The sequence below is a fragment of the Kribbella sp. NPDC050241 genome (assembly GCF_044459685.1).
In the GTDB taxonomy this organism is placed as follows: Bacteria; Actinomycetota; Actinomycetes; order Propionibacteriales; family Kribbellaceae; genus Kribbella.
The window spans coordinates 339,032-363,837 of record NZ_JBITJE010000005.1; the positions used below are offsets into that span (position 1 = coordinate 339,032).

Consider the following 24,806-nt stretch of genomic DNA (forward strand, 5'->3'; position numbering starts at 1 on the left):
AGTCGGGGAATTGGAAATAGTTGGACGTCCTAGTATTTTGGAACCAGTCCCCTAGGAGGTCTGACTGATGGATGCCGAGCAGATCGCGGCCGGCCGGAGCCGGTGGCAGCAGCGGTACGACGCGGCGCGCAAGCGGGAGGCGGATTTCACCACGCTCTCCGGCACCGAGGTCGCGCCGGTGTACGGACCTCCCGAGGGTGTCGACGACCCGCGGATGGAGCGGATCGGCTGGCCGGGAGAGTTCCCGTTCACTCGTGGCCTGTACCCGACCGGCTACCGCGGCCGCACCTGGACGATCCGCCAGTTCGCCGGCTTCGGCAACGCCGAGCAGACCAACGAGCGGTACAAGATGATCCTGAACGGCGGTGGCGGCGGCCTGTCCGTCGCGTTCGACATGCCGACCCTGATGGGCCGCGACTCCGACGACGCGAAGGCGCTCGGCGAGGTCGGGCACTGTGGTGTCGCGATCGACTCGGCCGCCGACATGGACCGGCTGTTCAAGGACATCCCGCTGCAGGACGTCACGACCTCGATGACGATCTCCGGCCCCGCCGTACCGGCGTTCGTGATGTACCTGGTCTCCGCCGAGCGGCAGGGCGCGGACATCACCAAGCTCAACGGGACGCTGCAGACCGACATCTTCAAGGAGTACATCGCTCAGAAGGAGTGGCTGTTCCCACCGGAACCGCACCTGCGCCTGATCGGTGACCTGATGGAGTACTGCGCCGAGCGCATCCCGGCGTACAAGCCACTCAGCGTCTCCGGCTACCACATCCGCGAGGCCGGTTCGACGGCCGGGCAGGAGCTGGCGTACACGCTGGCCGACGGGTTCGGGTACGTCGAGCTCGGGCTGTCCCGCGGACTCGACATCGACGTGTTCGCGCCGGGCCTGTCGTTCTTCTTCGACAGCCACCTGGACTTCTTCGAGGAGATCGCGAAGTTCCGCGCCGCTCGCCGGATCTGGGCGCGCTGGCTGCGCGATGTGTACGGCGCTCGCACCGACAAGGCCCTGTCGCTGCGGTTCCACACCCAGACCGCCGGGGTGTCGCTGACGGCCCAGCAGCCGTACAACAACGTCGTACGGACGGCTGTCGAGGCGCTGGCCGCCATCCTCGGCGGGACGAACTCGCTGCACACCAACGCGTTGGACGAGACGCTCGCGCTGCCGAGCGAGGAGTCGGCCGAGATCGCGCTGCGCACGCAGTCGGTGCTGATGGAGGAGGTCGGCGTCACCAACGTCGCCGACCCGCTCGGCGGATCCTGGTTCGTCGAGGCGCTCACCGACAAGATCGAGGCCGAGGCCGAGGAGATCTTCGCGCGGATCAAGGAGATGAGCCCGGACGGCTCGATGACCGGCGGCATCCTGCGCGGGATCGAGGACGGCTGGTTCATGGGCGAGATCGCCGACGCCGCCTTCGAGTACCAGCAGAAGCTGGAGAAGGGCGAGAAGAAGATCGTCGGCGTGAACACGCTCACGGACACCGTCTCCGGCGAGCTGGAGATCCTCCGGGTCAGCCACGAGGTCGAGGTCGAGCAGTGCCGGGTGCTCGCGGAACGCAAGTCGCACCGTGACGAGGACCGCGTCCGGCGTACGCTAACGGCTCTGGTGGAGGCGGCCAGGAGTACTGGCAACCTGATCGAGCCCATGCTGGAGGCGGCGCGTGCGGAGGCCACGATGGGGGAAATCTGTCACGTTCTTCGGGACGAGTGGGGCGAGTACCGAGAGCCCGCCCGCTTCTGACGAGAGTTCCTCCTCCGACTCGGGCCCGGCGGATCCCGGCGGATTGGGATCGCAGGCCCGGGAGGCGATCGGCCCGGCGGACGGGCGCGGTGTGGTCGTGTGTGGCTCGGACCGCACCATGCTGCGGGTCGTCACCGAGCTGGTGAGCTCCGGCGAGCGGGTGATCGCGGTCGTCAACCCGGCGTCGCGGCACTACGACCGGATCAGTGAGCTCGGCGCGCAGGTGATGGGTGTCCGGGTCATCAGCGAGTCGCTGCTGCGCCGGGCCGGGGTCGACGCTCAGGACGGCAACGCCTCGACCGCGCGGGCCCTGGTGTTGCTGGACACCGATGACGTTCACAACGTGCACACCGCGCTGACCGCTCGCGACATGGATCCCCATCTGCGCATCATCGTGCAGATGGTGAACCCGCGACTGGGCAAGCAGTTGCACAGCCTGCTCGGAGACTGCGTGGTGATCTCCGGACCGTCGCTGGCCGCGCCCGCGTTCGTCTCCGACGCGCTCGAGGACGACGAGCTCACCTGGCTCGAGATCGGTGGCCGGCGGCTGGTCGCCGGTCAGGCCGACCTGATCCGGCAGCCGCATCTGACCGTGCTCGCCGACACAACGTCGTCCGCGACACCGGAACTGCTGCCGATCTCGAGCTCCGATCCGAGCGGTGACATCGTGCTCGGCACCGGCATCCGCAGCGTCTGGCGGACCAGAGACGTACGGCGGGCCGGCTGGCTGATGGCGGCCGGCGACATCTTCGACCGGCGGGTACGGCGGATCGCCGCGGTGATGGCGTTGCTCGTGGTGGCCGGGACCGTGCTGACGCATTTCATCGCGAAGGTCGAGTGGCTGCGGGCTGTCTATCTTGCCGCCGGCGCGGTCACGTCGGCGGGGATCGAGGACGACACGTTCTCCGAGGCGGCGCCGTGGGCGAAGGTCGCGGCCGTCGTGGTCCAGTTGACCGGGATCGTGCTGGTGGCGCTGCTGACCGCGGTCATCGTCGACTCGCTGATCGGTGCGCGACTGTCGCGGGTGATCGGCGGGGTCCGCGGCCGGCCGCGCAATCATGTGGTCGTCTGCGGCCTCGGGACGGTCGGCGCGCGAGTGCTGGAGATCCTGGCCGAGCGGGGCGTCGCGGTCGTCGGCGTCGAGCATGACGAGGACGCGCCCGGCGTACAGACCGCGCATCGGCTGCGGATCCCGGTGGTGATCGGTGACAGCAGCAACGAGGAGACCCTGCGGTCGGCCGGGGTGCAGCGATGTTTGTCCGTGCTCGCGCTCACCGACGGCGACATCACGAATCTGGAATCGGCGATGGTCGTCCGCGACCTGAACCCGGACGCCCGGATCACGATGCGGATGTTCGACCACGACCTGGCGCAGCGGGTCGAGCGCCGACTCGGGCTCGGCCACAGCCGGTCGGTGTCGATGCTGGTCGCCCCGGCGATCGCCGCGGCCGCCGCGAACCGGCGCAGCCAGGTGACGGTCCCCGCCGGTCGCCGGGTTCTGCTGCTCACCGAGGTCACCGTCGAGCCGGGCTCGGTCGCCGTCGGCCTGCGCCTGGGCGAGCTGGACGAGGAAGGCGGATTGCGGGTGCTCGCGCGCCAGGACGACGGCCCGTGGGACTGGAAACCGGCGTCCGGCAAACTGCTCCGAGGCGGTGACCGGCTCGCCGTGGCGGGCACCCGGAGTGGGCTCGCCAGACTGCTGCTGGCGACCCGGGCACGACACGGTTCCACCGCGTCGTAGAGGATGGACCTGTGAACGTACGCAGTGAGCGCCAACTTGGCGCGACCGGAATGCGAGGGCAGTGGTGAGTCAGTCGAACTTCTCCCGTCCCGGGGCGATCGATCTGTCGTCCCTGCGCAAGCCCGCGGCCCCGCCGCCCGGCTCCGGTGGTGGCGCACCGGCGGGCGGTGGCGGAGCGTCGGGGGCGTATGTGCTGAACGTCAGCGAGGCGACCTTCCAGTCCGATGTGATCGAGCGGTCCATCCAGTCACCGGTGGTGGTCGAGTTCTGGTCGCCGCGGTCGGAGGCGTCGATCGCGCTCGGCCCAGTGCTGGCCCAGCTGTCGACCGAGTACGCGGGCAAGTTCCTGCTGGCCCGGATCGACGTCGACGCGAACCCACAGCTGGCCCAGGCGGTCGGCGTGCAGTCGGTGCCGCTGGTGATCGCCGTACTGCGGGGTCAGGTGGTTCCGCTGTTCCAGGGCCCTCTGGGTGACCCGGAGGTGCGTGGGTACCTCGACCAGCTGCTCACGGTGGCGGTCGCGAACGGCATCAGCGGGCGGGCCGATCCCGTCGGACCCGCGGCACCTTCGGTGGAGGACGAGGAGGAGCCGCCGCCGAATCCGCGGTACGAGAAGGCTGAGGACGCGGTCGGTGCCGGTGACCTGGACGGCGCGATCGCGGCGTACGAGGAGCTGCTGAAGGAGACGCCGGCCGACGCCGAGGCGAAGTCGGGTCTGGCCCGGGTGCAGCTGGTCAAGCGCACCCAGGACGTGCCCGCCGACCTGCGGACGCGCGCGGCCGACAACCCGACGGACATCGAGGCGCAGCAGTTGGTGGCCGATGTCGATCTCATGGGTGGGCACGTCGACGACGCGTTCAACCGGCTGATCAGCACCATCCAGGCGACCTCGGGCGACGAGCGGAACGCGGTCCGGCTCCACCTGCTCGAGCTCTTCGAGGTCGTCGGCGCGGACGACGACCGGGTGATCAAGGCGCGGCGGCGGTTGATGGCTGCGTTGTTCTGACTTTTGCTTGTCGACAGACCCCCTCGGCCCCTCGTGGTTGAGGGGGTCTTGTCTTTGCCTCGGTGTGAACTCTTGCAATTCTTTGTTGGATGCTCTGAGAATAATTCACATGACCAGTGCCGTCGCTGCGACGCCACCGCCGAGCCTCGAGGCCCGGATCCATGGACTGCTGCCGGCGCTCAGTCCGGTACAGGCCCGGATCGCGACCGAGGTACTGCGGGATCCGGCAGCGGTGGCGTCGTCGACGATCGGGCAGTTGGCGGCCCGGTGCGGTACATCGCTGCCGAGCGTCACCCGGTTCTGCCTTGCGCTCGGCCTGTCCGGGTACGCCGAGCTGCGGCTGGCGCTCGCGGCCGAGAGCGGGCGGAGCAGTCTGAGCTGGGAGCGGGGGACTGGCGCCGAGGTCGGGCCGGATGACTCGCTGGACGACGTACTGCGGACGCTGTTGCGAGCCGACACTCGCGCACTCGAGGACACGGTCGCGTCGCTCGACGTCGACGCCCTCGGTCGCGCCGTCGAAGCAATCTCCAACGCCCGCCGAATCGACATGTACGCCGTCTCCGGCTCCGCGTCCGTCGCCGAGGACCTCCGCCTGCGCTTGCACCGGATCGGCCGCGGCGCCAACACCTGGAGCGACGTACACAACGCACTCACCAGCGCGGCGCTGCTCGGAGCCGGGGATGTTGCCGTAGGCATCTCCCACAGCGGCGAAACGGTCGAGGTCCTCGAGCCACTGGAACGAGCCGGCCGCCAAGGCGCCACGACCGTTGCCATCACCAACTATCCGCGCTCACCCCTGGCCCGGACCGCCGACATCGTCCTCGTCACCTCCGCCCGGGACGTCACCTTCCGCACCGGCGGTCTCTCCGGCCGGCATGCCCAGATGATCGTCCTGGACGCCCTGTACCTCGGTGTCGCTCAACGCGACTACCCACTGGCCGAACAAGCCTTCGACGCCACCAGCGAAGCCGTCTCCACCCATCGCCGCCGCCCCTGATTTCCACCCTCCGTCAGCCGCCCTTGAAGGAGCACCATGGACAGCCCCCACCGCGCTTTCGCCCCCTCCCGCCGGACACTCCTGTTCGGAGCCGGCGCCACGGCACTCACCGCCGCGTCCGCCTCCGCCCTTCCTGCTTCCGCCACCGCCGCTTCCGCCACCGCCGCCTCCGCCACCGCCGCCTCCGCCACCGCCGGGTCCGCTGCGACTGGCGGGTCGGCCGCTGTCTCGGCCTCCGCCTCCGCGGCGATCCCGTCGCCCGACGACCTGCCGCTGACGGGTGGACCGGAGTTCCCGGTCGGCCTGTTCTGGCCGCCGCACCCGTATGCGAGCACTGCCGAACGGTTCACCGAGATCAAGGACGCCGGGTTCGACTTCGTCATCTCCGGCAACTACGCCGGCGACGGGAACATCTTCCAGTACCAGCTCGACCTCGCCCGCACCGCCGGCCTGCAGCTGCTGATCTCCGACGACATCCAGATCCGCAACATGTCCCGCTGGTTCTCGATCTCCGACAACACGGCGGACTTCCTCAGCGTCACCCCGGACGAGGCCCGCGCCCTCTACACCCGCGCCCGCGACGCCTACGGCCCGTTCTCGTCCCTGGCCGGCTTCAACCTGTACGACGAACCGGGCGCCGGCTGGTTCGCCACCTTGGCCAAGGCCGTCGCGATCTCACGCGAACTGGCACCGCAACTGTTGCCGTACATCAACCTCTTCCCGTCCGACGACGCGGCGTACTACCGCAGCTTCGTCGACGTGGTGAAGCCGTCGCTGATCTCCTTCGATCGGTATCCGCTACTGTCCGAGGGCCGCGAGGACGCGAACTACTTCCACAACTGGGCGATCGTCCGCGACGCGGCCCTGCACGGCGACATCCCGTCGTGGGTGTTCATCCAGACCCTCGCGTACAACGGTCACCGCGAGCCGACCGCCGCCGAACTGCTCTGGCAGGTCAACATCAGCCTCGCGTACGGCGCGAAAGGCATTCAGTACTTCACCTACTGGACGCCCGAGGCCGCCCGTGGCGAGGGCTTCGGTCCCGCATTGATCACTGTTGACGGACGTCGTACACCTCGGTACGCCGCGGCGCGCAAGATCAACACCACCTGGCTCCATCAAGTCGGCCGCGAACTCAAGCCACTCGTCTCCGAGACCGTTGTCCACGCCAACGAAACCCCACTACCCAACGGCACAGTCGGCTTCACCCCGACAAACTTGGTCACCGGAGTCACCGGGAACCCAGTAGTCATCGGCACTTTCCGGTCTCGCGACGCCGCCTCCACCGATCGCTGGCTCCTGGTCGCCAACCGCTCCCACAGCGCCCGCTCCCGCGCCGTGATCACCCCGAACCCCCAGACCGTAGGCGCAGTCGCAACCTTCGAACCAGCCACCCACTCCTACACTCCGCGGCCGGTCGGCCCAACGCCGGTCGACCTCGAACCCGGCGCAGCAACCCTGATCGAACTCACCGCCAAGTAGAGCCACCTGCTCGGCGCCGAGCCCCAACCTCCAAGCCCGGCGCCGAGCACCATCCCTCAGACTCGGCGCCGAGCAGCCTCGCGACCTCCGCCGGGCGGGGCCTCGCCATCTCCGCGGGGCAAGCCTCGCGATCCCCGCCGGGCCTCGCGATCCCCGCCGGGCAAAGCCCCGGCGGCGTGCGCTGTGGGTTAGCTTGGGGGTCCTGTGTAGATGCCTTGGGCTCGGTAGCGCAGCGGTGGGGCGGCGTACTCCTCCAGGGCGTGGGCGGTCCAGCCGATGATGCGGGAGAGCGCGAAGAGGGCGTCGCCGGCGTCGGGGCGGAAGTCGAAGGCGTGCATCATCGCAGCCACGGCGAGATCGCTGTTCGGGAACGACGGTAGACGTGCCGCGAGCACGCTCACCGTCTCCGTGATCGGGTGGTCGCCGAGCAGTTCGCCCAGTACCTCGGCGCGCGGATCGCGTTTCTGGTAGATCCGGTGCCCGAAGCCCGGCACCAGTTCACCGGATCGCAGCCTGTCCGAGAGAGCGGCGAGCGGATCCTGCTGAGCCCGCTCCAGGAACTCGTACGCCAGTGTCGGCGCAGCGCCGTGATACTGCCCGTCCAGCGCTCCGAGCCCCGCAGACACCACGGCATACAGATTCGCCCGGGCACTGGCCGCCACTCGCGCCGCGACCGTCGACACAGCCAGGCCGTGATCAGCCATCAGGATCATCGCGGCCTCCAGCACCTCGGGGCGCGGCGGGTGCGGCGACAGCTTCGGCCAGAGCCGCGCGCCCAGCGTCGCTCGCGTCGTCACGGACGGACCAGGCAGGGCGGCGATGAGCGTGCCGATCAGCTTCTCGGCCACGCTGGTCACCGACCGCGGCGCCAGATCGAATCGCATCGGGTCCGCAGCACCCAATGCAGCGACGGCGACGCGCAGCTTGTCCGTCAACCGCGCGGAACCCGGCAGCACGTTCATCGCAGCGCGCGCCAGCTGCACGGATTCGCGCGGCGCGGGGAAGGGCTGCTGTGCGGTCAGCTCGCCGGTCCACAGCAGGTGCGCGACCGACTCGACCGACGAGTTGATCGCGAGGTCGCGCACGGAACGACCGCGGTAGTACAGCTCGTCGTCCTCCAGCAGCGTCAACGCGGACTCGATCTGCTCGACCACCCCCGAGTGCTCGACCGACCGACTGGCCAAGCGCTCGACATCGGCGATGGCGAACAAGCTCCCGCGGCGGCCCCGCGCCCGGACGCTGGTCAGCAGACCGCGGCTCACATAGGCGTAGATCGTCTCCGGCTTCACCTTCAGCCGGCGCGCGACCTCGGCCGTGGTCAGGTAATTCTCGTCACTCTGCTGGGTCATTCCCCGCTCCTCCGAGCGTCGATCCCGCTCCCGTGGGCGGTTACATTGACTGGATCAATATTGACAATCATTGATCGCGTGTCAACTCTGAAGGTATGTCAACAACGATCAATGTTCCGCCGGGCCTTCGGAATGTCGTGGTCACCGAGACGACCCTCGGCGACGTGCGCGGTGAGGAAGGTTTCTACCACTATCGGCAGTACTCGGCGATCGATCTCGCCAAGTCGAAGACGCTCGAAGACGTCTGGTTCCTGATGTTCGAGGGGCATCTCCCGACCGCCGACGAGCGGGAGCGCTTCATCGCCGAAGTGGCGCCGCTGCGCGTGCTCCCCGACGAGGTTCGCGCCGTGCTGCCCGCGATCGCGACCGCGGGTCCGGTGTTCAACCCGCTCGCAGGTCTGCGCACAGCCTTGTCACTCCTGGCCGCCGTACGCCGTCTTCCGCCGTTGTGGGACGCCGATCCGGCGCGCCAGAAGGCCGACGCGATGCTGGTGTGCGCGGTGACGCCGACGATCCTGGCGGCGCTGTACCGGCTGCGCGAGGGACTCGAGCCATTGGAGCCACGTGCCGATCTCACGGCTGCGGCGAACTGGCTGTACCTCGTGACCGGCAACGAGCCCAGCGCGGTCGACGCAACGGCGATCGAGCACTACCTGGTGTCCACTCTGGATCACGGGTTCAACGCCTCGACATTCACCGCGCGGGTGATCGCGTCGACGGGTGCGGACGTGGTCTCTGCCATCGCTGGAGCGATCGGGGCCTTCTCCGGGCCGCTGCACGGTGGCGCACCGGACCGGGCACTGGCCAGTCTCGACGAGATCGGTACGCCGGACCGCATCGACTCGTGGGTGCGGGAGAAGGTGTCGGCCGGCGACCGCATCATGGGCTTCGGCCACGCCGTCTACCGGACCGAGGACCCGCGTTCGCTGATGCTGCGTGACATCGCGCGGGGGATCGGCGGCGACCTGGTGGACTTCGCGACCACGGTGGAGCAGCGCATCGTCGACGTACTGGCCGAGCTCAAGCCCGGTCGCAACCTGTACGCCAACGTGGAGTTCTACGCCGGTGTGGTGATGGAGCTCTGCGGTATCCCGCGTGCCATGTTCACGCCCACGTTCGCGGTGAGTCGCGTGATCGGCTGGTCCGCCAACATCCTCGAGCAGGCCACCGATCCGAAGATCATCCGCCCGATCGCGACGTACGTCGGTCCTCAGCCGCCCGCACCGATCCCGTAGCCCGGCCCTTGAACTGCATGGTGCCGTCCTCCACCGGCTTGAAGCGGAGGGACAGGAGGTCGCGCGGGTAGTTCTGCCGGAGGCGCCAGGGGCCGGTCGAGCCCTGGCGCGGCAGGATCGCTGCGGCGCGCCTGATGTACCCCGACGACAGATCGACCACCGGACGCGGTGGAGCGTCGTACTCGGCCGGGTCGATCTCAGGGACGCAGATGCTGGTGCCGGTCTCGGTGAGGTGGTCGAGCAGCCGGCACACGTACTGCGACGTCAGGTCGGAGCGCAGCGTCCAGGAGTTGTTGGTGTAGCCGATGCACCAGGCCAGGTTCGGTACACCGCTCAGCATCATGCCCTTGTAGACGAAGGTGTCGTGCGGCGCCACCGACCGCCCGTCCACCGTGAGCTCGACTTTGCCCAGGGCAACCATCCGGAGTCCGGTCGCGGCGATCACCAGGTCGGCCTGCAGTTCTCGTCCGGACTGCAGGCGCAGCCCGGTCTGGGTGAAGGTCTCGATCTCGTCCGTCACCACCGAGGCCGAACCATTGCGCAGAGCCTTGAACAGGTCCGCGTCCGGCACCAGACACAGCCGCTGGTCCCAGGGCTTGTAGCGGGGCGTGAAGTGCGGGTCCGCTGGGATGGACTCCGGCAGCTGCTTGGCCGCTGCACTGTTCAGGAGCCACGCGGCATGCGTCGGCCACTTCCGGAACGCGCTGTAGAGCGCTGTGCTCAGTGCGACGTTCTTACTCCGGATCAAACGGTGTGCGAGCTTCTCGGGCAGTAGGGCGCGTAGCCGGTCGGAGAACGCGTCGTGGGCCGGTCGGGACGCCACATAGCTCGGAGACCGCTGCAGCATCGTCACGTGTTCCGCCGTAGCCGCCATGGCCGGCACCAGCGTCACTGCAGTCGCGCCACTGCCGATGACCAGCACTCGCTGACCGCTGTAGTCGAGGTCGTCCGGCCACTGCTGTGGATGCACGATCCGGCCCTGGAACTCGCTCTGCCCCGGGAAGTCGACCACATACCCCGAGGCGTAGTCGTAGTAGCCGCTGCACACATACAGGAACGAGCAGGTGTACGTCGCCTTGGTCGTCTCCACGGTCCACTGCGCCTCGTCGGACGACCAGGATGCCTTGAGGACCCGCTGCCCGTAGCGGATCCGGCGGTCGATGCCGTAGGTGCTCGCGGTCTCGCGGAGGTACTCCATGATCGCCGGGCCGTCCGCGATCGCTTTCGCCGCCTTCCAGGGGTGGAACGGGAAGCCGAGCGTGAACATGTCGGAGTCGGAGCGGATCCCTGGGTAGCGGAACAGGTCCCAGGTGCCGCCCATGCTGTCGCGCGCCTCGAGGATGGCGTACGAGCGGTCCGGGCTCTGGGTCTGGAGCCGATAGGCCGCACCGATGCCGGACAGTCCCGCGCCGACGACCAGGACGTCGAGGTGCTCCATCAAGTTCCTCCAGAATGCCGGGTCAGTTCCTATTGAGTGCATGTTCGGTGCATGGTCAACGGTAGGCGAGGTCGCCAGGATGGTGCTGTCCGTATCCGGCACGTCACAGTGAGGTGAGTCGAATCATGACCGAGAGATTCGTGGTCGGCGCTGTCGATTCCGCCCGGGGCCGTTCGTCAGCAAGATGTCCAGTACAAGCCCGAGACAAGGGAGCCAGAGATGGCGCAGTACATGTTCCTGCTGTTCGACAGCGAAGAGTGGTACGACAACGTCACCGCGGAGGATTGGCAGCAGGCGATGAAGCTGCACGGCGCGTTCGCCGAGGCGGTCGAGAAGGCCGGCGCCCGGATTCTCGGTGGCGAGGCGCTCGAGCGCTCCAGCACCGCGAGCACGGTCAAGAACCGCGAGGGTGCCGAGCCGTTGGTCACCGACGGCCCGTTCATCGAGACCAAGGAGGGCCTGGGGGGCTTCTACGTGATCGAGGCACGCGACCTCGACCAGGCGCTCGAGCTGGCCAAGCTCTGCCCGTCGGGCAACGTCGAGGTCCGCCCGGTGATGGACACCTCGGCAGGTTCAGAGCCGGCCTGAGACCCGGCCTGAGACCGGGCCTGAGACATGGCATGCAGTCGGGTACGCGGACTCCTCCACCCGCCGTACCCGCCTGCCCGCCGTGCATGCGCGCTCGGGGTGCTCGGCTGCCCGCTGGACCGTCTGCTCGCGTGCGTGGCGGGAGTGAGATGGGGTGAGTGAGGTCGTGGCGGTGGAGGTCGCTCGGGTGGTGGACCGAGTGCACCGGGAGAGTTGGTCCACGGTGCTGGCATCGGTCGTGCGGCTGACGCGGGATCTGGATCTGGCCGAGGACTGCACGCAGGATGCGTTCGTGCAGGCGCTGCGCACGTGGCCGGACGGCATCCCGTCGAACCCGGGTGGCTGGCTGACCACGGTCGCTCGGCGGCTCGCGCTCGACCGGCTGCGGCGGGAGACCACGCTGCGGCGGAAGCTCCCGCTGCTGGTGGAGGACCCGGTCGCTCCGGGGGATGCCGAGCATCCGACGGATCCGCTGCGGCTGGTGTTCACCTGCTGCCACCCGGCCTTGGCGCGGGACTCGCAGGTGGCACTGACGTTGCGGCTGATCTGCGGACTGACGACGCGGGAGGTGGCGGCGGGTCTGCTCATCAGCGAGGCGACGGCGGCCGCGCGCATCACCCGGGCGAAGAAGAAGATCGCGGCGGCCGGGATCCCGTACCGGATCCCGGCGGACCACGAGTTGTCCAGGCGTCTGGATGCGGTGCTGACGGTGGTGCACCTGGTCTACACGGCCGGGCATGTGGCAGCCGGGCCCGACCTGACTCGGGCGGATCTGACCGGGCGGGCAGTTGAGCTGGCGCGACTGCTCGTGCGGTTGATGCCGACGGAGACGGAGCCACAGGCGTTGCTCGGTCTGCTGCTGATGACCGAGGCGCGGGGCGATGCGCGATTGAGCGAGGACGGGGAGTTGGTCCTGCTGGCCGACCAGGACCGGTCGCGGTGGGATGTGCGGATGTTGGCGGAGGGAGTGTCGCGGGCGACGGCTGCGCTGGATCGTGGTCAGGGACGGTTCGTGTTGCAGGCGGCGGTTGCTGGCCTGCATGTGACCGCGCCGTCGTGGGAGAAGACGAATTGGACCCAGGTGGTCCGGATGTACGACGCGATGATGGTCAGCTGGCCGACTCCGATCGTGGCGCTCAACCGGGCTGCCGCGCACAGCCTGGTGCCTGGGGCGGACCTTGAAGCAGTCCTCGCCGAAATCGACGCCTTGAGCAACGAACCGGCCCTGAAGGCGTACGCCTACCTGCCGGCCGCTCGAGCTGATGTGCTTGCCCGCCTGGGTCGAGTCGACGAAGCGGCCGACGCCTACGACTCAGCGATCACCCTCACCGCCAACGAGACCGAACGCCGCTTCCTAGCACACCGGCGCGCCGGTCTGTGCGACTGAGCCCGGCCGCCTGCCCGACTAAGAAGTCCGGCCAGCTGTGCGGCTGAGCCGGCCGTCTGCCGACTGAGCTCGGTCGCCTGTGCGGCTGATTCCGGTCGCCTGGGTCGCCTGTGCGGCTGAGTACGGTTGGCTGTGCGGTCGTTGATCGTGTCGAGCAGGCTGATCGTGCGTCGCAGTCAGTTGTCGGGTGTCGGGGCCCAGAGGCGGTCGGCGGTGCCGGCTTCGAGGCGGCCGCGGTAGACGTCGATCTTGTGGTCGATGAGTTCCAGGTTGTCCTGGAGGTCGGCCAGTTTGGCGAGCACCTCGGCGCGGTGGGACTCCAGGAGGGCCAGGCGTTCCTTCTCGTTGCCGCGGCCGGCGGTGACCAGCTCGGCGTACTGGCGGATGGTTCGGATCGGCATGCCGGTGGCGCGGAGACGGGTGCAGATCTTGATCCAGTCCAGGTCCAGCTGGTGGTAGCGGCGGCGGCCGCCGGCGGTGCGGTCGACGGTGGTGACGACCAGGCCGGCGCGTTCGTAGTAGCGCAGGGTGTGGACGCTCACGCCGGTACGACGGGCGGCCTCGGCAATGCTGATGCCCGCCTCAACAGTCGGCCCACCCGCCTCAACAGTCGGCCCACCCGCCTCGCCAGTCGGCCCACCCGCCTCGCCAGTCGGCCCACCCGACTCAGCAGTCGGCCCACCCGACTCAGCAGTCGGCCCGCCGGCCCCGGCCGGCTGCGATTTCGCTTCGCCTGATTGCTTGTTGACTTCGAGCACGCTCTAAATCCTAGCGTCGAGGGTATGAGTGTCTCAACGGTTGCGAACGACGTCTCGACCGAGCTGAGCCGCGGGCGGCGGCTGGCGGTGCTGGCGGTGTGTTGCGCCAGCATCATCGTCGTGGTGATGGACATTTCCATCGTCAACGTCGCCCTGCCGTCGATCCGGACCGACCTCGGCGCCTCGGTGGCGGACCTGCAGTGGACGGTCGATGCGTACACGCTGGTGCTGGCGAGCTTCCTGTTGCTGGCCGGTTCGATGGCTGATCGGGTCGGGCGTAAGCGCGTGTTCCAGATCGGGCTCGTGGTGTTCGGGATCGGTTCGCTGCTGTGCAGCCTGGCGCCGAGCGTCGGTTGGTTGATCGGTGCCCGGGCGGTGCAGGCTGTCGGTGGGACGATGCTCAACCCGGTGGCGATGGCGATCGTCGCGACCACGTTCCCGGACCGGGCCGAGCGGGCCAGGGCGATCGGCGTGTTCGGTTCGATGTCCGGTCTGTCGTTGGCCCTGGGCCCGATCCTGGGCGGAGTACTGGTCGACGGTCTCGGCTGGCAGTCGATCTTCTGGGTGAATGTGCCGATCGTGGTTGCCGCGGTGATCTGCACCGGTCTGTTCGTTCCGGAGTCCCGCGCGGCGAGGGTACGGCGCTTCGACCCGATCGGACAGGTGCTGGTCGTCCTGATGCTCGGCGGACTCGTGTACGCGATCATCGAGTCGGAGAAGCTCGGCTGGACGTCACCGCTGATCCTCGGACTGCTCGTGATGGCAGTACTGGCGGCGATCGGGCTCCTGACCTACGAGCGCCGCAGGCAGCAGCCGCTGCTGGAGCTGAGGCTGTTCCGGAGCGTGCCGTTCAGTTCGGCGATCCTGATGGCCTTGTTCGCGCTCTGCGGATTCGGCGCCTTCCTGTTCGTCACAACCCTGTACCTGCAGAACATCCGCGGGCTCTCGGCCGTCACCGCCGGCCTCTCCCTGCTGCCAGTCGGCGGATTGATCCTGGTGCTCTCGCCGTCCACGGGCCGGATCGTCGGGACCCGGGGACCGCGCCTGCCGTTGGTGATCGCCGGTAGTGCGCTGGCCCTGGGAGCGGCGGCGTCGCAGGTGATCGGCGTGGACACCCCGCTGCCCGTCGTACTCGCGATCTACTTGCTGTTCGGCCTCTTCCTCGGCATGGTCAACCCGCCGATCACGAACACAGCCGTCTCCGGCATGCCCACCTCGATGGCCGGCCTGGCGGCCTCCGTGGCCTCGGCGGCCCGCCAGACCGGCACCACGCTGGGGGTGGCCATCGCCGGCACGATCGTCGGATCGACGACAGCCCTCAACCCCGAAGCGTTCACGCGCGCCGAACACATCCTGTGGTGGCCGGTCCTCGGGCTGGGTCTCGGCATTCTGGCGCTCGCGCTGATCAGCACCAGCCGCTGGGCCGAGTCCACGCTGATCAACTCTCCGGATACGTGAGCGGGAAGCCGAACCGGCGAGCGAGCTCAGGATCGCTGAAGACGTGGATGTGGGTCAGCCCGGAGGCAGTCGGGGTCAGCAGAGCGACACCGAGGGCCTCGTGTGGGCCGCCGTCGGACGAGCGGAGATAGGCGACGGCGGCAGGCTGGCCGTTGGCGAGCGTGGGCAGCATGTGCCAGTCGCCTGCCTTGCCGACCGCCTCGTCGAGGACGCGGAGGCACATGACCCGGCCGTTGAACCAGGCCGGGCTCCCGACCAATTCGAGCGCGGCGTCGGTGCGCAGGGCGCGTTCGAGGGCGGCCGTGTCGGCGTTCTCAAAGCCGGCGATGTACTCGGCGAGCAGCGCCTGTGCCTGCGGATCGCTCGGTTCGATCACCTCGCCACGCGCTGGTGCGGTCTCGTCCAGGCGAGCGCGCGCCCGTTGCAAGGTGCTCTTGACCGCGGCCACTGAGGTGTCGAGCATCGTCGCCACCTCGGCAGCGGGGAACGCGAGCACTTCGCGAAGGATCAGTACGGCGCGCTGCTTCGGCGGAAGGTGTTGCAGCGCGGCGATCAGCGCCAACCGCAGGCTTTCGCGGGTCGTGACGATCGTGGCCGGATCGGAGGAGATCACCAACGCATCCGGGATCGGCTCCACCCAGGTGACCCCGTCGGGCAGCGAAGGCGCAGTACCGGACAGGTCTTGACTGGGAGCGCCAAGACCGGAGGGCAGGGCTCGCCGGCCACGCTGCTCGAGCGCGGTCAGACACGCGTTGGTGGCGATCCGATACAGCCACACCCGCAGAGACGAGCGGCCTTCGAACGTCGAGAAGGATCGCCACGCCCGCAGGTAGGTCTCCTGGACGAGATCCTCGGCCTCGTCGACCGACGCCATCAGGCGATAGCAGTGCGCCAGCAGTTCCTTCCGGAACGGTTCGGTACGACGAGCAAATTCGGACTCGCCCGTCATTGCGGCTCCTTGGACGTCGACATCGTGCATCAGTCTGTCAGCCCCAGGTGCGGGCGGACCCACGCCGCCATGCGCTCGATCGCGTCGTCCGCCTCGGGTGCGCGGCCGGCGGCCATCTGGAAGGTGTGCTGCATGTCCGGGAAGACGTCGAGCCGCACCTCGACCCCGGCCTTCTCGGCCGCCGCGGCGAGCATGTGTGCGTCGTCCAGCAGTACTTCGTCCCCGCCAACCTGGATGTAGATCGGCCCGAGCCCGGTCAGGTCGCCGTACAGCGGGTTCACCAGCGGGTCCCGCGGATCACCGTCCGGCCCGAGGAACATCCCGGCGAGCCCGCGCACGAGGTCCCGGTGGAAGAAGGCGTCCCGGTCCCGATTGGTGTCGTACGACGTCCCGGTCGCCTCGAAGTCCACCGCCGGTGAGAACGGCATGGCCGCGGCAGGCAGTGGCAGGCCGCGCTCCCGGGCGCGCAACTGCGTCGTGATCGCGAGCCCGCCGCCGACCGAGTCCCCGGTGATCGCGATCCGCTGAGCAGCGAATCCCTGATCGAGCAGCCACCTGTACGCCGCTGTCGTGTCGTCGACCGCTGCCGGATGCGTGTGCGCCGGCGCCAAGCGGTAGTCCACGACCAGCGCCCGCACCCCGGCCGCCTTCGCCAGGTGACCGAACATCTTTCGGTGCGAGTACATCGACCCGCTGATGAACCCACCACCGTGCAGACACAACAACGCCCGATCCGGTGCAGCGCCATGAGGCACGATCCACACCGCGGGAAGCTCCTCGACCGACAGGTAGTCGACTCCGCGTGGCTCGGTGGTCAGCACCGCCCACCCGTGGTCTGCGGCCTCCTGGTCGGCCGCCTCCGGACTCCCGGCCCGGGCCGCCGCCCAGTGCGCCTTGACCGCCTCCGACTGCTTGCTCGCCATAACTGGTGTCCTCTCTCGACAATCGCTGCACAGATACAGACCAGGGCGGCGCGAAAAGGAATCGGTGACGGAGCGTGCGGGGCGTGCTTGACTGGAGTATGAGTGCGCCGAACGTCGGGCCGCCGTTGTCGGCCTCGGAGGAGCGGACGTGGGCGATGGTGGCCCACATCGGGGTTCTGGTCGCGGCCTGGTTCGCGATGGGATTCCTGTGCCCGTTGGTGATCTGGCTGATCTACCGGTACCGGTCGGACTTCGTCCGGCAGCACGCGCTGGAGTCGCTGAACTTCCAGCTCTCGCTGCTCATCTACACCGCCGTCGCGGTGATCCTGATCCTGATCACGTTCGGCCTCGGCGTACTGATCATCGTCCCGCTGATCCTGATCGGCGCGGTGGCGGCGCTGATCGTCATCATCCTGGCGACCGTCGCGGCCGCGGGCGGCACCGAGTACCGCTACCCACTGACCATCCGCTTCGTGAAGTAATCCACTTGGACCGGCCGCCCCGATCCAGGCAGACTTCCGCTGGTGGAGCTGATCGGTCAGGGCATGGAAGGCGCCGTCTACGACCTCGGTGACGGCCGGGTGCGCAAGATCTGGTTCGATCGGCGGCCGGACGACGTACGTCCGATGCAGGCGTTCCTGGACGAGTTGCCGAGCCTTCCGTTCCGTACGCCGCGGATCCGTGCGATCCATGCGGACGGCAACGGGTTGGCCGTCACCGTCGAGGACAAGCTGACCGGTACGCCGATGCACGAGGCGAACCTCCCCGAGGACGACGCCCTCGATGCGTTCGTCGCCATCGTCGAGGCGCTCGGCACGACCACGGCCGGTCCCGCGAGTCAGCAACTGCTGGTGCTCAACCAGCCGTTCTGGCGTGACGGACTGTCCTGGGGCGAGGCGCTCGCAGCCCTCGTACGACGCCGCGCCGCGGAGTCGGCGCATCACCTCGAGCGCGACGTCGCCGACTTCACCAGTCGGCTGGCGAGACTCACCGCAGCGCTCGAGCAGATCGAGTTGGACAACCTGAGTGTGGTCCACGGCGACATCTGCCCGCCCAACCTGCTGATGGACGGCTCACGGACCGCGGCAGTGCTGGACTGGGGCTTCTACTCCACAGCCGGCGACAACACCTTCGACGCCGCGCTCGCCGCCGGGTTCTTCGACATGTACGGACCGGAGGCCCGACGCCTCGACGCCCTGCTGCTCGATCGCTTCGAGAAGCTAGGCCACGACCGCGAGCGCATGCACCTGTACCGCGCGGCGTACGCGATCACCACGGCGACCATCTACGACGCGAACGCGCAGGACGGCCACTACGCCTGGTGTGTGGCCGACCTCAATCGCCTGCCGGTCTGATCGGCGCACCGTCGCGCAGGTTGTGCAGCATGGACGGCTCCTTCAAGACCTGCGGCAACCGGCGTGCGTTCAGCGGCGACACCAGCCCCTCCAGCGCGTCCGGGGCGTGCCAGGACAGGCCGAGGATCTCGAAGCCGTCCGGGCTCAGCGAGTCGAGCAGCGACGGATCGTGGACGCCGCCGTCGTACAGGATCTCGATCGCGTCGCCCCAGCCCTCCCACCGCGGCAGCCAGTCGATCGCGAGTACGCCGAGCAGTGGCAGGGCGACCCCGAGTTCCTCTTCCATCTCGCGGGACGCACCGGTCGCCGGATCCTCGTCCGGCTCGACCACGCCACCCGGTAGCTCGAGATCCTTCTTGTAGCTGACCTGGCACAGCAGCACTCGGCCGGACGTGTCCCGCACCACCACATGCGCGATGACGCGCTTCTTCGGCAGTGTCGAGTCCATCAACGAGGTCCAGCCCAGCACTGTGTCCGGGCGCGGGTCGTCGCTGCGCATCCCGTACACCGCCACGTCCCGGCGCTCACCATCAACCAACGCGCCGCCACGCAGTACGCCCTCGCGCCGGTAACCGGACCGGATCGCCACCCGGGCAGACGCACGCAGCTCCGGATCCACCTCGACCTGCAACCGCTCCAGGCCGAGCTCACCGAAGGCGTACTCGGTCACCAGCCGGACAGCACGCTGCGCGACCTCGGGTCCACCCTCCAGAGCCCACGAGACCAGACCGGCGCCGGGAGCGGTCCGCCGTACCTCGACAGTGCCCAGAGGGCCGGCCAGCGAGACGTCGAAGGTCATCACCTGGCCATCCTGCTGCGACAGTCGCAGCGTCAGCTCACCATCGGTCAGCGGAGGTTCGGCGGTCACCCCGTGAACGCTACCCGGTGTACCGCAGGTACAGCGTCGCCAGGGGTGGGACGGACAGCTCGGCGCTGGTCGACATCCCGTGCCATTCCGGTCCGTCAGCCTGGACCGAGCCGAAGTTGCCGACGCCTGTACCGCCGTACGTGTCGGCGTCGGTGTTGACCGCCTCCGCCCACTCGCCGCCGTACGGGAGGCCGAGCCGGTAGCCGTGGTGCGGTACGGCGGAGAAGTTCGCCACGCAGGCGATCGTCGGTTCGCCGTCGTCGCCGTACCGGACGAAGGAGAAGATGTTGTTGCTCGCATCGTTGGCGTCGATCCAGCTGAACTTCTCCGGCGCGTGGTCAGTTCGCCACAGGGCGGCGGTGTCGCGGTAGACGCCGTTCAGGTCGCGGACCAGCTGCTGCAGACCTCGGTGGTCCGAGTGGTCCAGCAGCCACCAGTCGAGCTCGCCCTTCTCGGACCACTCCGACTCCTGGCCGAACTCCGAGCCCATGAACAGCAGCTGCTTGCCCGGGTGCGCCCACATCATCGCCAGGTACGCGCGCAGGGTCGCCAGCTGCTGCCACCGGTCGCCCGGCATCTTGCGCAGCAGCGAACCCTTGCCGTGCACAACCTCGTCGTGGGACAGCGGCAGCACGAAGTTCTCCGAGTACGCGTACATCATCGAGAACGTCAGCTCGTGGTGGTGGTACTGCCGGTGGATCGGCTCGTGCTCCAGGTAGCGGAGCGAGTCGTTCATCCAGCCCATGTTCCACTTGAAGCCGAACCCGAGCCCGCCCAGATGCGTGGCCCGGGTGACGCCCGGCCACGAGGTCGACTCCTCGGCGACGGTGATGACGCCGGGGACGCGCTTGTAGAGCGTGGCGTTCATCTCCTGCAGGAACGAGACGGCCTCCAGGTTCTCCCGGCCGCCGTACTGGTTCGGCACCCACTGGCCCTCGGCGCGGGAGTAGTCCAGATAGAGCATCGAGGCGACCGCGTCCACCCGCAGCCCGTCGATGTGGTACTCCTCGGCCCAGTAGATCGCGTTCGCGACCAGGAAGTTGCGCACCTGCGGCCGGCCGAAGTCGAAGACCAGCGTGCCCCAGTCCGGCTGCTCGCCGCGGCGCGGATCCGGGTGCTCGTACAGCGCCGTCCCGTCGAATCGAGCCAGCGCCCAGGCGTCCTTCGGGAAGTGCGCCGGCACCCAGTCGACGATCACGCCGATGCCGGCCTGGTGCAGCGCGTCGACGAGGTGCCGGAAGTCGTCCGGGTCGCCGAAGCGCGACGTCGGCGCGAAGTACGACGTCACCTGATAGCCCCAGGAGCCGCCGAACGGGTGCTCCATCACCGGCATCAACTCGACGTGGGTGAAGCCCATCTCGTTGACATAGGCAACAAGCTCGTCGGCCAGCTCGCGGTACGACTTTCCCTTCCGCCAGGAGCCGAGGTGCACCTCGTACACACTCATCGGCTCGGCGTAGGGCTGCGCCGCCGCCCGCCGCTCCAGCCAGGCCGCGTCGTTCCACTCGTACGACGACTCGTGCACGACGGAAGCGTTCGCCGGGGGAGTCTCGGCCAGGTTGGCCATCGGGTCGGCCTTCTGCCGCCAGACGCCGTCGCGGCCGCAGATGTCGAACTTGTACCGCGTGCCCGGGCCGACGCCGGGGACGAACAGCTCCCAGACGCCGGACGATCCCAGCGAGCGCAGCGGGTGCGCGCGGCCGTCCCAGAAGTTGAAGTCCGCGGTCAGCCGGATGCCCTGCGCGCCCGGGGCCCAGACCGCGAACGACGTACCGGTGACTGCCCCGGCCGGACCGTCGTACCGGCGCACGTGGGCGCCGAGGACAGTCCACAGCTGCTCGTGCCGGCCCTCGCCGATCAGGTGCAGGTCCACCTCACCGAGCGACGGGAGGTAGCGGTACGGGTCGTCCAGCTCGATCGCCGGGCCGTCGGTGTAGGTGATCTCGAGGCGGTAGTCAGGCACCTTGTCGATGTCGACCAGTACGCCGACCCAGACACCCTCGAACTCGTGCCGCAGGTCGAGCCGCTGGCCGTCGTACAGGACGGTCACCATCTGGGCGAACGGGCGCAGCACGCGGACCGTGACGCCGTGCTCGCCGAGATGCGGTCCGAGGACCTGATGCGGGTCGTGGTACGTCCCGCCGACCAGCCGCTCCAGCTCTGTCCGGTCCACCGGAACCGCTGTCACGACAGGCTTCTCCGCCGGTACGGCCGGCACCTCCATAGCGTCGTGCTCGCTCGCTCCCATGAACCCCATCCTGCCCGATCGAGTCTGCATTCACCGCACCCAGGCGAAGCCTGTGTGGGTCTTACTTTTCGGCCAAGTGGGCCGCCGCGGAGAGCGGGATCTGCAGCCAGGTCGGCCGGTTCCGGGCCTCGTAGAGCACCTCGTAGATCACCTTGTCGGCCAGGAACGCGCTCAGCAACACGTCCTGCTCGCGCGGATCGGTGCCCGCGACCTCGGCGTACCCGTCGCAGAAGGCCCGCTGGTTCCGGCTCGCCCACTCGGCCGCGCGGTAGGCGATCTGCTGGTCGCCCTCGTGGTCGGCCAGCAGCGAGCGGGCCGCGTAGTCGAACGATCGCAGCATGCCGGCGATGTCCTTCACCGGAGTGTCCAGCGCCCGCCGCTCGATCAGCGACTTGGCCGGCTCACCCTCGAAGTCGATCAGCTTCCAGCCGTCGATGGTCCGCAGGACCTGACCGAGATGGAAGTCGCCATGGATCCGCTGCACCGTCACCGGCTGGTCGAGCGCCGCCAGCGCGTCGAACGCGCGGGCCAGGCCGTCGGCGTACGGCCTGAGTTCAGGGATGGCCGTGGCGGCCAGGTCGAGGCGCCGGCGCATCGCCGCTGCGTGCTCGACCAGTTTCGACGGCTCCCAGATGTCCGTGCCGAGCGCCTTGGCCAGCTCGGAGTGGACCTGCGCGGTGCTCGCGCCGAGCCGGTGCGACTCGGCCGCGAAGTCCCCGCCGACCTCCTCGGCGTGCAGGTCGGCCTCGGCGTACAGGTCCCGCACCGACGAGGTCGCGAACGACCAGCCGTCGGTGGCGTTCTTCTGGAACGCCGTCATCATCGCCAGCTCACCGCTGTCGGTGCCGCCGCCGGCCCGCGGCCATGAGCCGCGCGCCGATCCGAGCACCTCCGGAACCAGCTCGGACCCGGCCTCGGTGAGCGCCGACTCGATCTCGACGCCGGGGTTGCTCCCGGGCTCGAGCCGGCGGAACACCTTCAGCAGTGCCACGTCCGAGAACACCAGCGACGTGTTGCTCTGCTCCACCGTGAGCACCAGCGACTGCGCGCCCTCCGGTACGACGGTGCTCCGGTCGGGTGAGTGGACCGGGTGGAACTCCACCCCGTCCAGCTGTCGTCCGTGGGTCAGGCCCTCCAGCCAGTACGGCGTCGCTTCCTTGTCGTGCAACGCGTCGTACACCCAGACCCGGGCGCCGCCCAGGTCCGGCTCCTCCCACTCACCGACCAGGGCATGGCCGAGGTTCTCGACCGGCGCCCGGTGGTAGCTGAGCGGCAGCTGGTACACCCGGATCGGGGTTTCCGACCCGGGCGGACCGGCGCAGTAGACGAACCCGATCCGGACCGCGGGCCAGACGCCGGCCTCGGACAGCCACACCGAGGTGGCCATCGCGTCGACATGGACGTCGTGTCCCTTCTCGCCGAACCACCTCTGGCTCGCGCAGAAGGACTGGACCTGGTCCAGAAGGGAAGTCACGAAATGCTCTCCTCATGGTCAGCCGGCTTCGCGACCGGAAGCCGGAACCAGTAGAAACCGTGGGAGCCGAGCGTCAGGAGGTAGGGCAGCTCCCCGATGGTCGGGAAGTGCACCCCGCCGAGCAGTTCGATCGGCTCCACCCCTTGCCACTGCCGCAGGTCCAGCTCGATCGGCTGCGGGAAGCGCGACAGGTTGTTCACGCACAGCACCACGTCGTCACCGAACTGGCGTACGTACGACAGCACGCTCGGGTTCGAACCCCCCAGGTCGGTGAAGGTACCCATGCCGAAACACGGGTGCTGCTTGCGGATCTGGATCATCCGCCGGGTCCAGTGCAGCAGCGACGAGGCGTTCTCCATCTCGGCCTCGACGTTGACCGCCTGGAAGCCGTAGACCGGGTCCATGATCACCGGGAGGCTGAGCTTGCCCGGCGTGGCGGTGGAGAACGAGGCGTTGCGGTCCGGCGACCACTGCATCGGGGTCCGGACGCCGTCGCGGTCGCCGAGCCAGATGTTGTCGCCCATGCCGATCTCGTCGCCGTAGTACAGGATCGGGGAGCCGGGCAGGCTGAGCAGCAGTGCGGTGAACAACTCCATCTTGTTCACGTCGTTGTCCAGCAGCGGCGCCAGCCGGCGGCGGATGCCGATGTTGGCCTTCATCCGGGGGTCCTGGGCGTACTCGCCCCACATGTAGTCGCGGTCCTCGTCGCTGACCATCTCGAGCGTCAACTCGTCGTGGTTGCGCAGGAAGATGCCCCACTGGCAGGTGTCCGGGATCTCCGGGGTCTGCGCGAGGATCTCCGAGATCGGGAACCGCGATTCGCGCCGTACGCTCATGAAGATGCGCGGCATCACCGGGAAGTGGAACGCCATCTGGCACTCGTCGCCACCGGAGTCGCGGTCGCCGAAGTACTCGACCACGTCGGCCGGCCACTGGTTCGCCTCGCAGAGCAGGACGCGGTCGGTGTAGTTCGCGTCCACCTCCTTGCGAACCCGCTTGAGGAACTCGTGGGTGCGCGGCAGGTTCTCGCAGTTGGTGCCCTCGGTCTCGAACAGGTACGGCACCGCGTCGAGCCGGAAGCCGTCCACGCCGAGGTCGAGCCAGAACTTCAGCGCCTCGATCATCGCGTCGCCGACGGCCGGGTTCTCGAAGTTCAGGTCCGGCTGGTTGGAATAGAACCGGTGCCAGAAGTACTGGCCGCGGACCGGGTCCCAGGTCCAGTTCGACTGTTCGGTGTCGACGAAGATGATCCGCGCGTCGGAGTACTTGTCGTCGGTGTCGGACCAGACGTAGAAGTCGCCGTACGGGCCGTCGGGGTCCTCCCGCGAGGCCTGGAACCAGGGGTGCTGGTCGGACGTGTGGTTCATCACGAAGTCGACGATGATCCGGATCCCGCGCGCGTGCGCGGCCTCCATGAACGCGGCGAAGTCGGCGATCGTGCCGACTTCCGGCATCACTCCGGTGTAGTCGGAGATGTCGTAGCCGCCGTCGCGCAGTGGCGACGGGTAGAACGGGGGTAACCAGAGGCAATCCACGCCGAGCCACTCGAGGTAGTCGAGTTTCTCGGTCAGGCCTTGCAGATCGCCGATGCCGTCGGCGTTCGAGTCTTTGAACGACCGCACGAGCACCTCGTAGAAGACGGCCCGCTTGAACCACAGCGGGTCACTCTTCGTCAGTCCGTGGTGCTGCTCCGGCAGCATGTCGGTCACGCTCACCTCCATCGGGTGTCTCCAAACCTAGCGGTACAGCGGCCTGCCGCCACGGCAGGTGGCGGTGTATGGGTGGGCTCGCCCGGACATGCACTGGTTC

Annotated in this window: 20 protein-coding genes; 11 read left to right on the top strand and 9 right to left on the bottom strand. The window is 68.6% G+C overall.

The features are described from left to right. The first annotated feature begins 67 nt into the window (after positions 1–67). From ACIBG5_RS25165 to ACIBG5_RS25185, 5 genes are all read left to right on the top strand, one after another. Positions 68–1,741 (top strand): methylmalonyl-CoA mutase family protein, encoded by a 1,674-nt coding sequence (locus ACIBG5_RS25165; protein ID WP_360440484.1) that lies wholly within the window; start codon positions 68–70, stop codon positions 1,739–1,741. A 43-nt stretch (positions 1,742–1,784) separates the two neighbouring features. Further along, a complete protein-coding gene (locus ACIBG5_RS25170) occupies positions 1,785–3,482 on the top strand; it encodes an NAD-binding protein (RefSeq protein WP_396393909.1) in 1,698 nt (565 codons plus the stop codon). A 64-nt stretch (positions 3,483–3,546) separates the two neighbouring features. Then, complete coding sequence (locus ACIBG5_RS25175; RefSeq protein WP_396393910.1) at positions 3,547–4,488, top strand: co-chaperone YbbN; 942 nt, start codon at positions 3,547–3,549, stop codon at positions 4,486–4,488. A 109-nt stretch (positions 4,489–4,597) separates the two neighbouring features. Further along, positions 4,598–5,485, top strand: a complete 888-nt coding sequence (locus ACIBG5_RS25180; RefSeq protein ID WP_396393911.1) for a MurR/RpiR family transcriptional regulator — start codon at positions 4,598–4,600, stop codon at positions 5,483–5,485. A 36-nt stretch (positions 5,486–5,521) separates the two neighbouring features. Next, positions 5,522–6,967 (top strand): hypothetical protein, encoded by a 1,446-nt coding sequence (locus ACIBG5_RS25185; RefSeq protein ID WP_396393912.1) that lies wholly within the window; start codon positions 5,522–5,524, stop codon positions 6,965–6,967. A gap of 188 nt (positions 6,968–7,155) precedes the next feature. Here ACIBG5_RS25185 and ACIBG5_RS25190 read toward each other — a convergent pair whose 3' ends face one another. After that, the gene (locus ACIBG5_RS25190; RefSeq protein WP_396393913.1) at positions 7,156–8,316 is read right to left on the bottom strand and encodes a citrate/2-methylcitrate synthase; all 1,161 of its coding nucleotides are present in this window, start codon (positions 8,314–8,316) and stop codon (positions 7,156–7,158) included. A 95-nt stretch (positions 8,317–8,411) separates the two neighbouring features. On the opposite strand from ACIBG5_RS25190, the gene ACIBG5_RS25195 reads away from it, so the two are divergent. After that, entirely contained in the window at positions 8,412–9,551 is a 1,140-nt protein-coding gene (locus tag ACIBG5_RS25195) for a citrate/2-methylcitrate synthase (protein WP_360440502.1), read from the top strand. On the opposite strand, the gene ACIBG5_RS25200 is transcribed toward ACIBG5_RS25195, so the two are convergent. Next, the gene (locus ACIBG5_RS25200; protein ID WP_396393914.1) at positions 9,496–10,989 is read right to left on the bottom strand and encodes a flavin-containing monooxygenase; all 1,494 of its coding nucleotides are present in this window, start codon (positions 10,987–10,989) and stop codon (positions 9,496–9,498) included. The two genes, ACIBG5_RS25195 and ACIBG5_RS25200, sit on opposite strands and share 56 nt — an antisense overlap. A gap of 219 nt (positions 10,990–11,208) precedes the next feature. Here ACIBG5_RS25200 and ACIBG5_RS25205 point away from each other — a divergent pair, with 219 nt between their 5' ends. Beyond that, complete coding sequence (locus ACIBG5_RS25205) at positions 11,209–11,577, top strand: YciI family protein (protein ID WP_396393915.1); 369 nt, start codon at positions 11,209–11,211, stop codon at positions 11,575–11,577. Between the two features lie 154 nt (positions 11,578–11,731). Then, complete coding sequence (locus ACIBG5_RS25210; RefSeq protein ID WP_360440509.1) at positions 11,732–12,964, top strand: sigma-70 family RNA polymerase sigma factor; 1,233 nt, start codon at positions 11,732–11,734, stop codon at positions 12,962–12,964. A 176-nt stretch (positions 12,965–13,140) separates the two neighbouring features. Here ACIBG5_RS25210 and ACIBG5_RS25215 read toward each other — a convergent pair whose 3' ends face one another. Next, positions 13,141–13,722, bottom strand: coding sequence for a MerR family transcriptional regulator (locus ACIBG5_RS25215; RefSeq protein ID WP_396393916.1), 582 nt, complete (start codon positions 13,720–13,722; stop codon positions 13,141–13,143). Positions 13,723–13,746: 24 nt separating this feature from the next. On the opposite strand from ACIBG5_RS25215, the gene ACIBG5_RS25220 reads away from it, so the two are divergent. Further along, positions 13,747–15,180, top strand: coding sequence for an MFS transporter (locus tag ACIBG5_RS25220; protein WP_396393917.1), 1,434 nt, complete (start codon positions 13,747–13,749; stop codon positions 15,178–15,180). Here the strand turns inward: ACIBG5_RS25220 and ACIBG5_RS25225 are convergent. Both ACIBG5_RS25225 and ACIBG5_RS25230 read right to left on the bottom strand, forming a co-directional pair. After that, a complete protein-coding gene (locus ACIBG5_RS25225) occupies positions 15,161–16,129 on the bottom strand; it encodes a sigma-70 family RNA polymerase sigma factor (RefSeq protein WP_396393918.1) in 969 nt (322 codons plus the stop codon). The genes ACIBG5_RS25220 and ACIBG5_RS25225 overlap by 20 nt on opposite strands. A gap of 29 nt (positions 16,130–16,158) precedes the next feature. Then, the gene (locus tag ACIBG5_RS25230; RefSeq protein WP_396393919.1) at positions 16,159–17,052 is read right to left on the bottom strand and encodes an alpha/beta hydrolase; all 894 of its coding nucleotides are present in this window, start codon (positions 17,050–17,052) and stop codon (positions 16,159–16,161) included. 83 nt (positions 17,053–17,135) lie between these two features. Between ACIBG5_RS25230 and ACIBG5_RS25235 the strand changes: the two genes are divergently transcribed. Next, positions 17,136–17,534 carry a DUF4870 domain-containing protein gene (locus ACIBG5_RS25235; RefSeq protein ID WP_360440524.1) on the top strand — a complete coding sequence of 133 codons (399 nt, stop codon included), beginning with the start codon at positions 17,136–17,138 and terminating at the stop codon, positions 17,532–17,534. A 42-nt stretch (positions 17,535–17,576) separates the two neighbouring features. Then, positions 17,577–18,407, top strand: coding sequence for an aminoglycoside phosphotransferase family protein (locus ACIBG5_RS25240; RefSeq protein ID WP_396393920.1), 831 nt, complete (start codon positions 17,577–17,579; stop codon positions 18,405–18,407). On the opposite strand, the gene ACIBG5_RS25245 is transcribed toward ACIBG5_RS25240, so the two are convergent. The 4 genes from ACIBG5_RS25245 to treS form a co-directional block, all read right to left on the bottom strand. After that, complete coding sequence (locus tag ACIBG5_RS25245; RefSeq protein WP_396393921.1) at positions 18,388–19,275, bottom strand: NUDIX hydrolase; 888 nt, start codon at positions 19,273–19,275, stop codon at positions 18,388–18,390. The genes ACIBG5_RS25240 and ACIBG5_RS25245 overlap by 20 nt on opposite strands. 10 nt (positions 19,276–19,285) lie before the next feature. Further along, complete coding sequence (gene glgB / locus ACIBG5_RS25250) at positions 19,286–21,523, bottom strand: 1,4-alpha-glucan branching protein GlgB (RefSeq protein ID WP_396393922.1); 2,238 nt, start codon at positions 21,521–21,523, stop codon at positions 19,286–19,288. A 61-nt stretch (positions 21,524–21,584) separates the two neighbouring features. After that, on the bottom strand, positions 21,585–22,997 hold the full coding sequence (locus ACIBG5_RS25255) for an aminoglycoside phosphotransferase (RefSeq protein WP_396393923.1): 1,413 nt from the start codon (positions 22,995–22,997) through the stop codon (positions 21,585–21,587). Beyond that, entirely contained in the window at positions 22,994–24,718 is a 1,725-nt protein-coding gene (treS, locus tag ACIBG5_RS25260) for a maltose alpha-D-glucosyltransferase (protein WP_396393924.1), read from the bottom strand. The genes ACIBG5_RS25255 and treS overlap by 4 nt, the downstream gene beginning before the upstream one ends. Between the last annotated feature and the right edge of the window lie 88 nt (positions 24,719–24,806).

Excerpts from the sequence above, each read along its gene's own strand:
- ACIBG5_RS25205 (WP_396393915.1), top strand. The coding sequence starts at position 11,209 with ATGGCGCAGTACATGTTCCTGCTGTTCGACAGCGAAGAGTGGTACGAC.
- ACIBG5_RS25190 (WP_396393913.1), bottom strand. The coding sequence starts at position 8,316 with ATGACCCAGCAGAGTGACGAGAATTACCTGACCACGGCCGAGGTCGCG.
- ACIBG5_RS25180 (WP_396393911.1), top strand. The coding sequence starts at position 4,598 with ATGACCAGTGCCGTCGCTGCGACGCCACCGCCGAGCCTCGAGGCCCGG.
- ACIBG5_RS25185 (WP_396393912.1), top strand. The coding sequence starts at position 5,522 with ATGGACAGCCCCCACCGCGCTTTCGCCCCCTCCCGCCGGACACTCCTG.
- ACIBG5_RS25165 (WP_360440484.1), top strand. The coding sequence starts at position 68 with ATGGATGCCGAGCAGATCGCGGCCGGCCGGAGCCGGTGGCAGCAGCGG.
- ACIBG5_RS25200 (WP_396393914.1), bottom strand. The coding sequence starts at position 10,989 with ATGGAGCACCTCGACGTCCTGGTCGTCGGCGCGGGACTGTCCGGCATC.
- glgB (WP_396393922.1), bottom strand. The coding sequence starts at position 21,523 with ATGGGAGCGAGCGAGCACGACGCTATGGAGGTGCCGGCCGTACCGGCG.
- ACIBG5_RS25230 (WP_396393919.1), bottom strand. The coding sequence starts at position 17,052 with ATGGCGAGCAAGCAGTCGGAGGCGGTCAAGGCGCACTGGGCGGCGGCC.
- ACIBG5_RS25225 (WP_396393918.1), bottom strand. The coding sequence starts at position 16,129 with ATGACGGGCGAGTCCGAATTTGCTCGTCGTACCGAACCGTTCCGGAAG.
- treS (WP_396393924.1), bottom strand. The coding sequence starts at position 24,718 with ATGGAGGTGAGCGTGACCGACATGCTGCCGGAGCAGCACCACGGACTG.
- ACIBG5_RS25220 (WP_396393917.1), top strand. The coding sequence starts at position 13,747 with ATGAGTGTCTCAACGGTTGCGAACGACGTCTCGACCGAGCTGAGCCGC.
- ACIBG5_RS25195 (WP_360440502.1), top strand. The coding sequence starts at position 8,412 with ATGTCAACAACGATCAATGTTCCGCCGGGCCTTCGGAATGTCGTGGTC.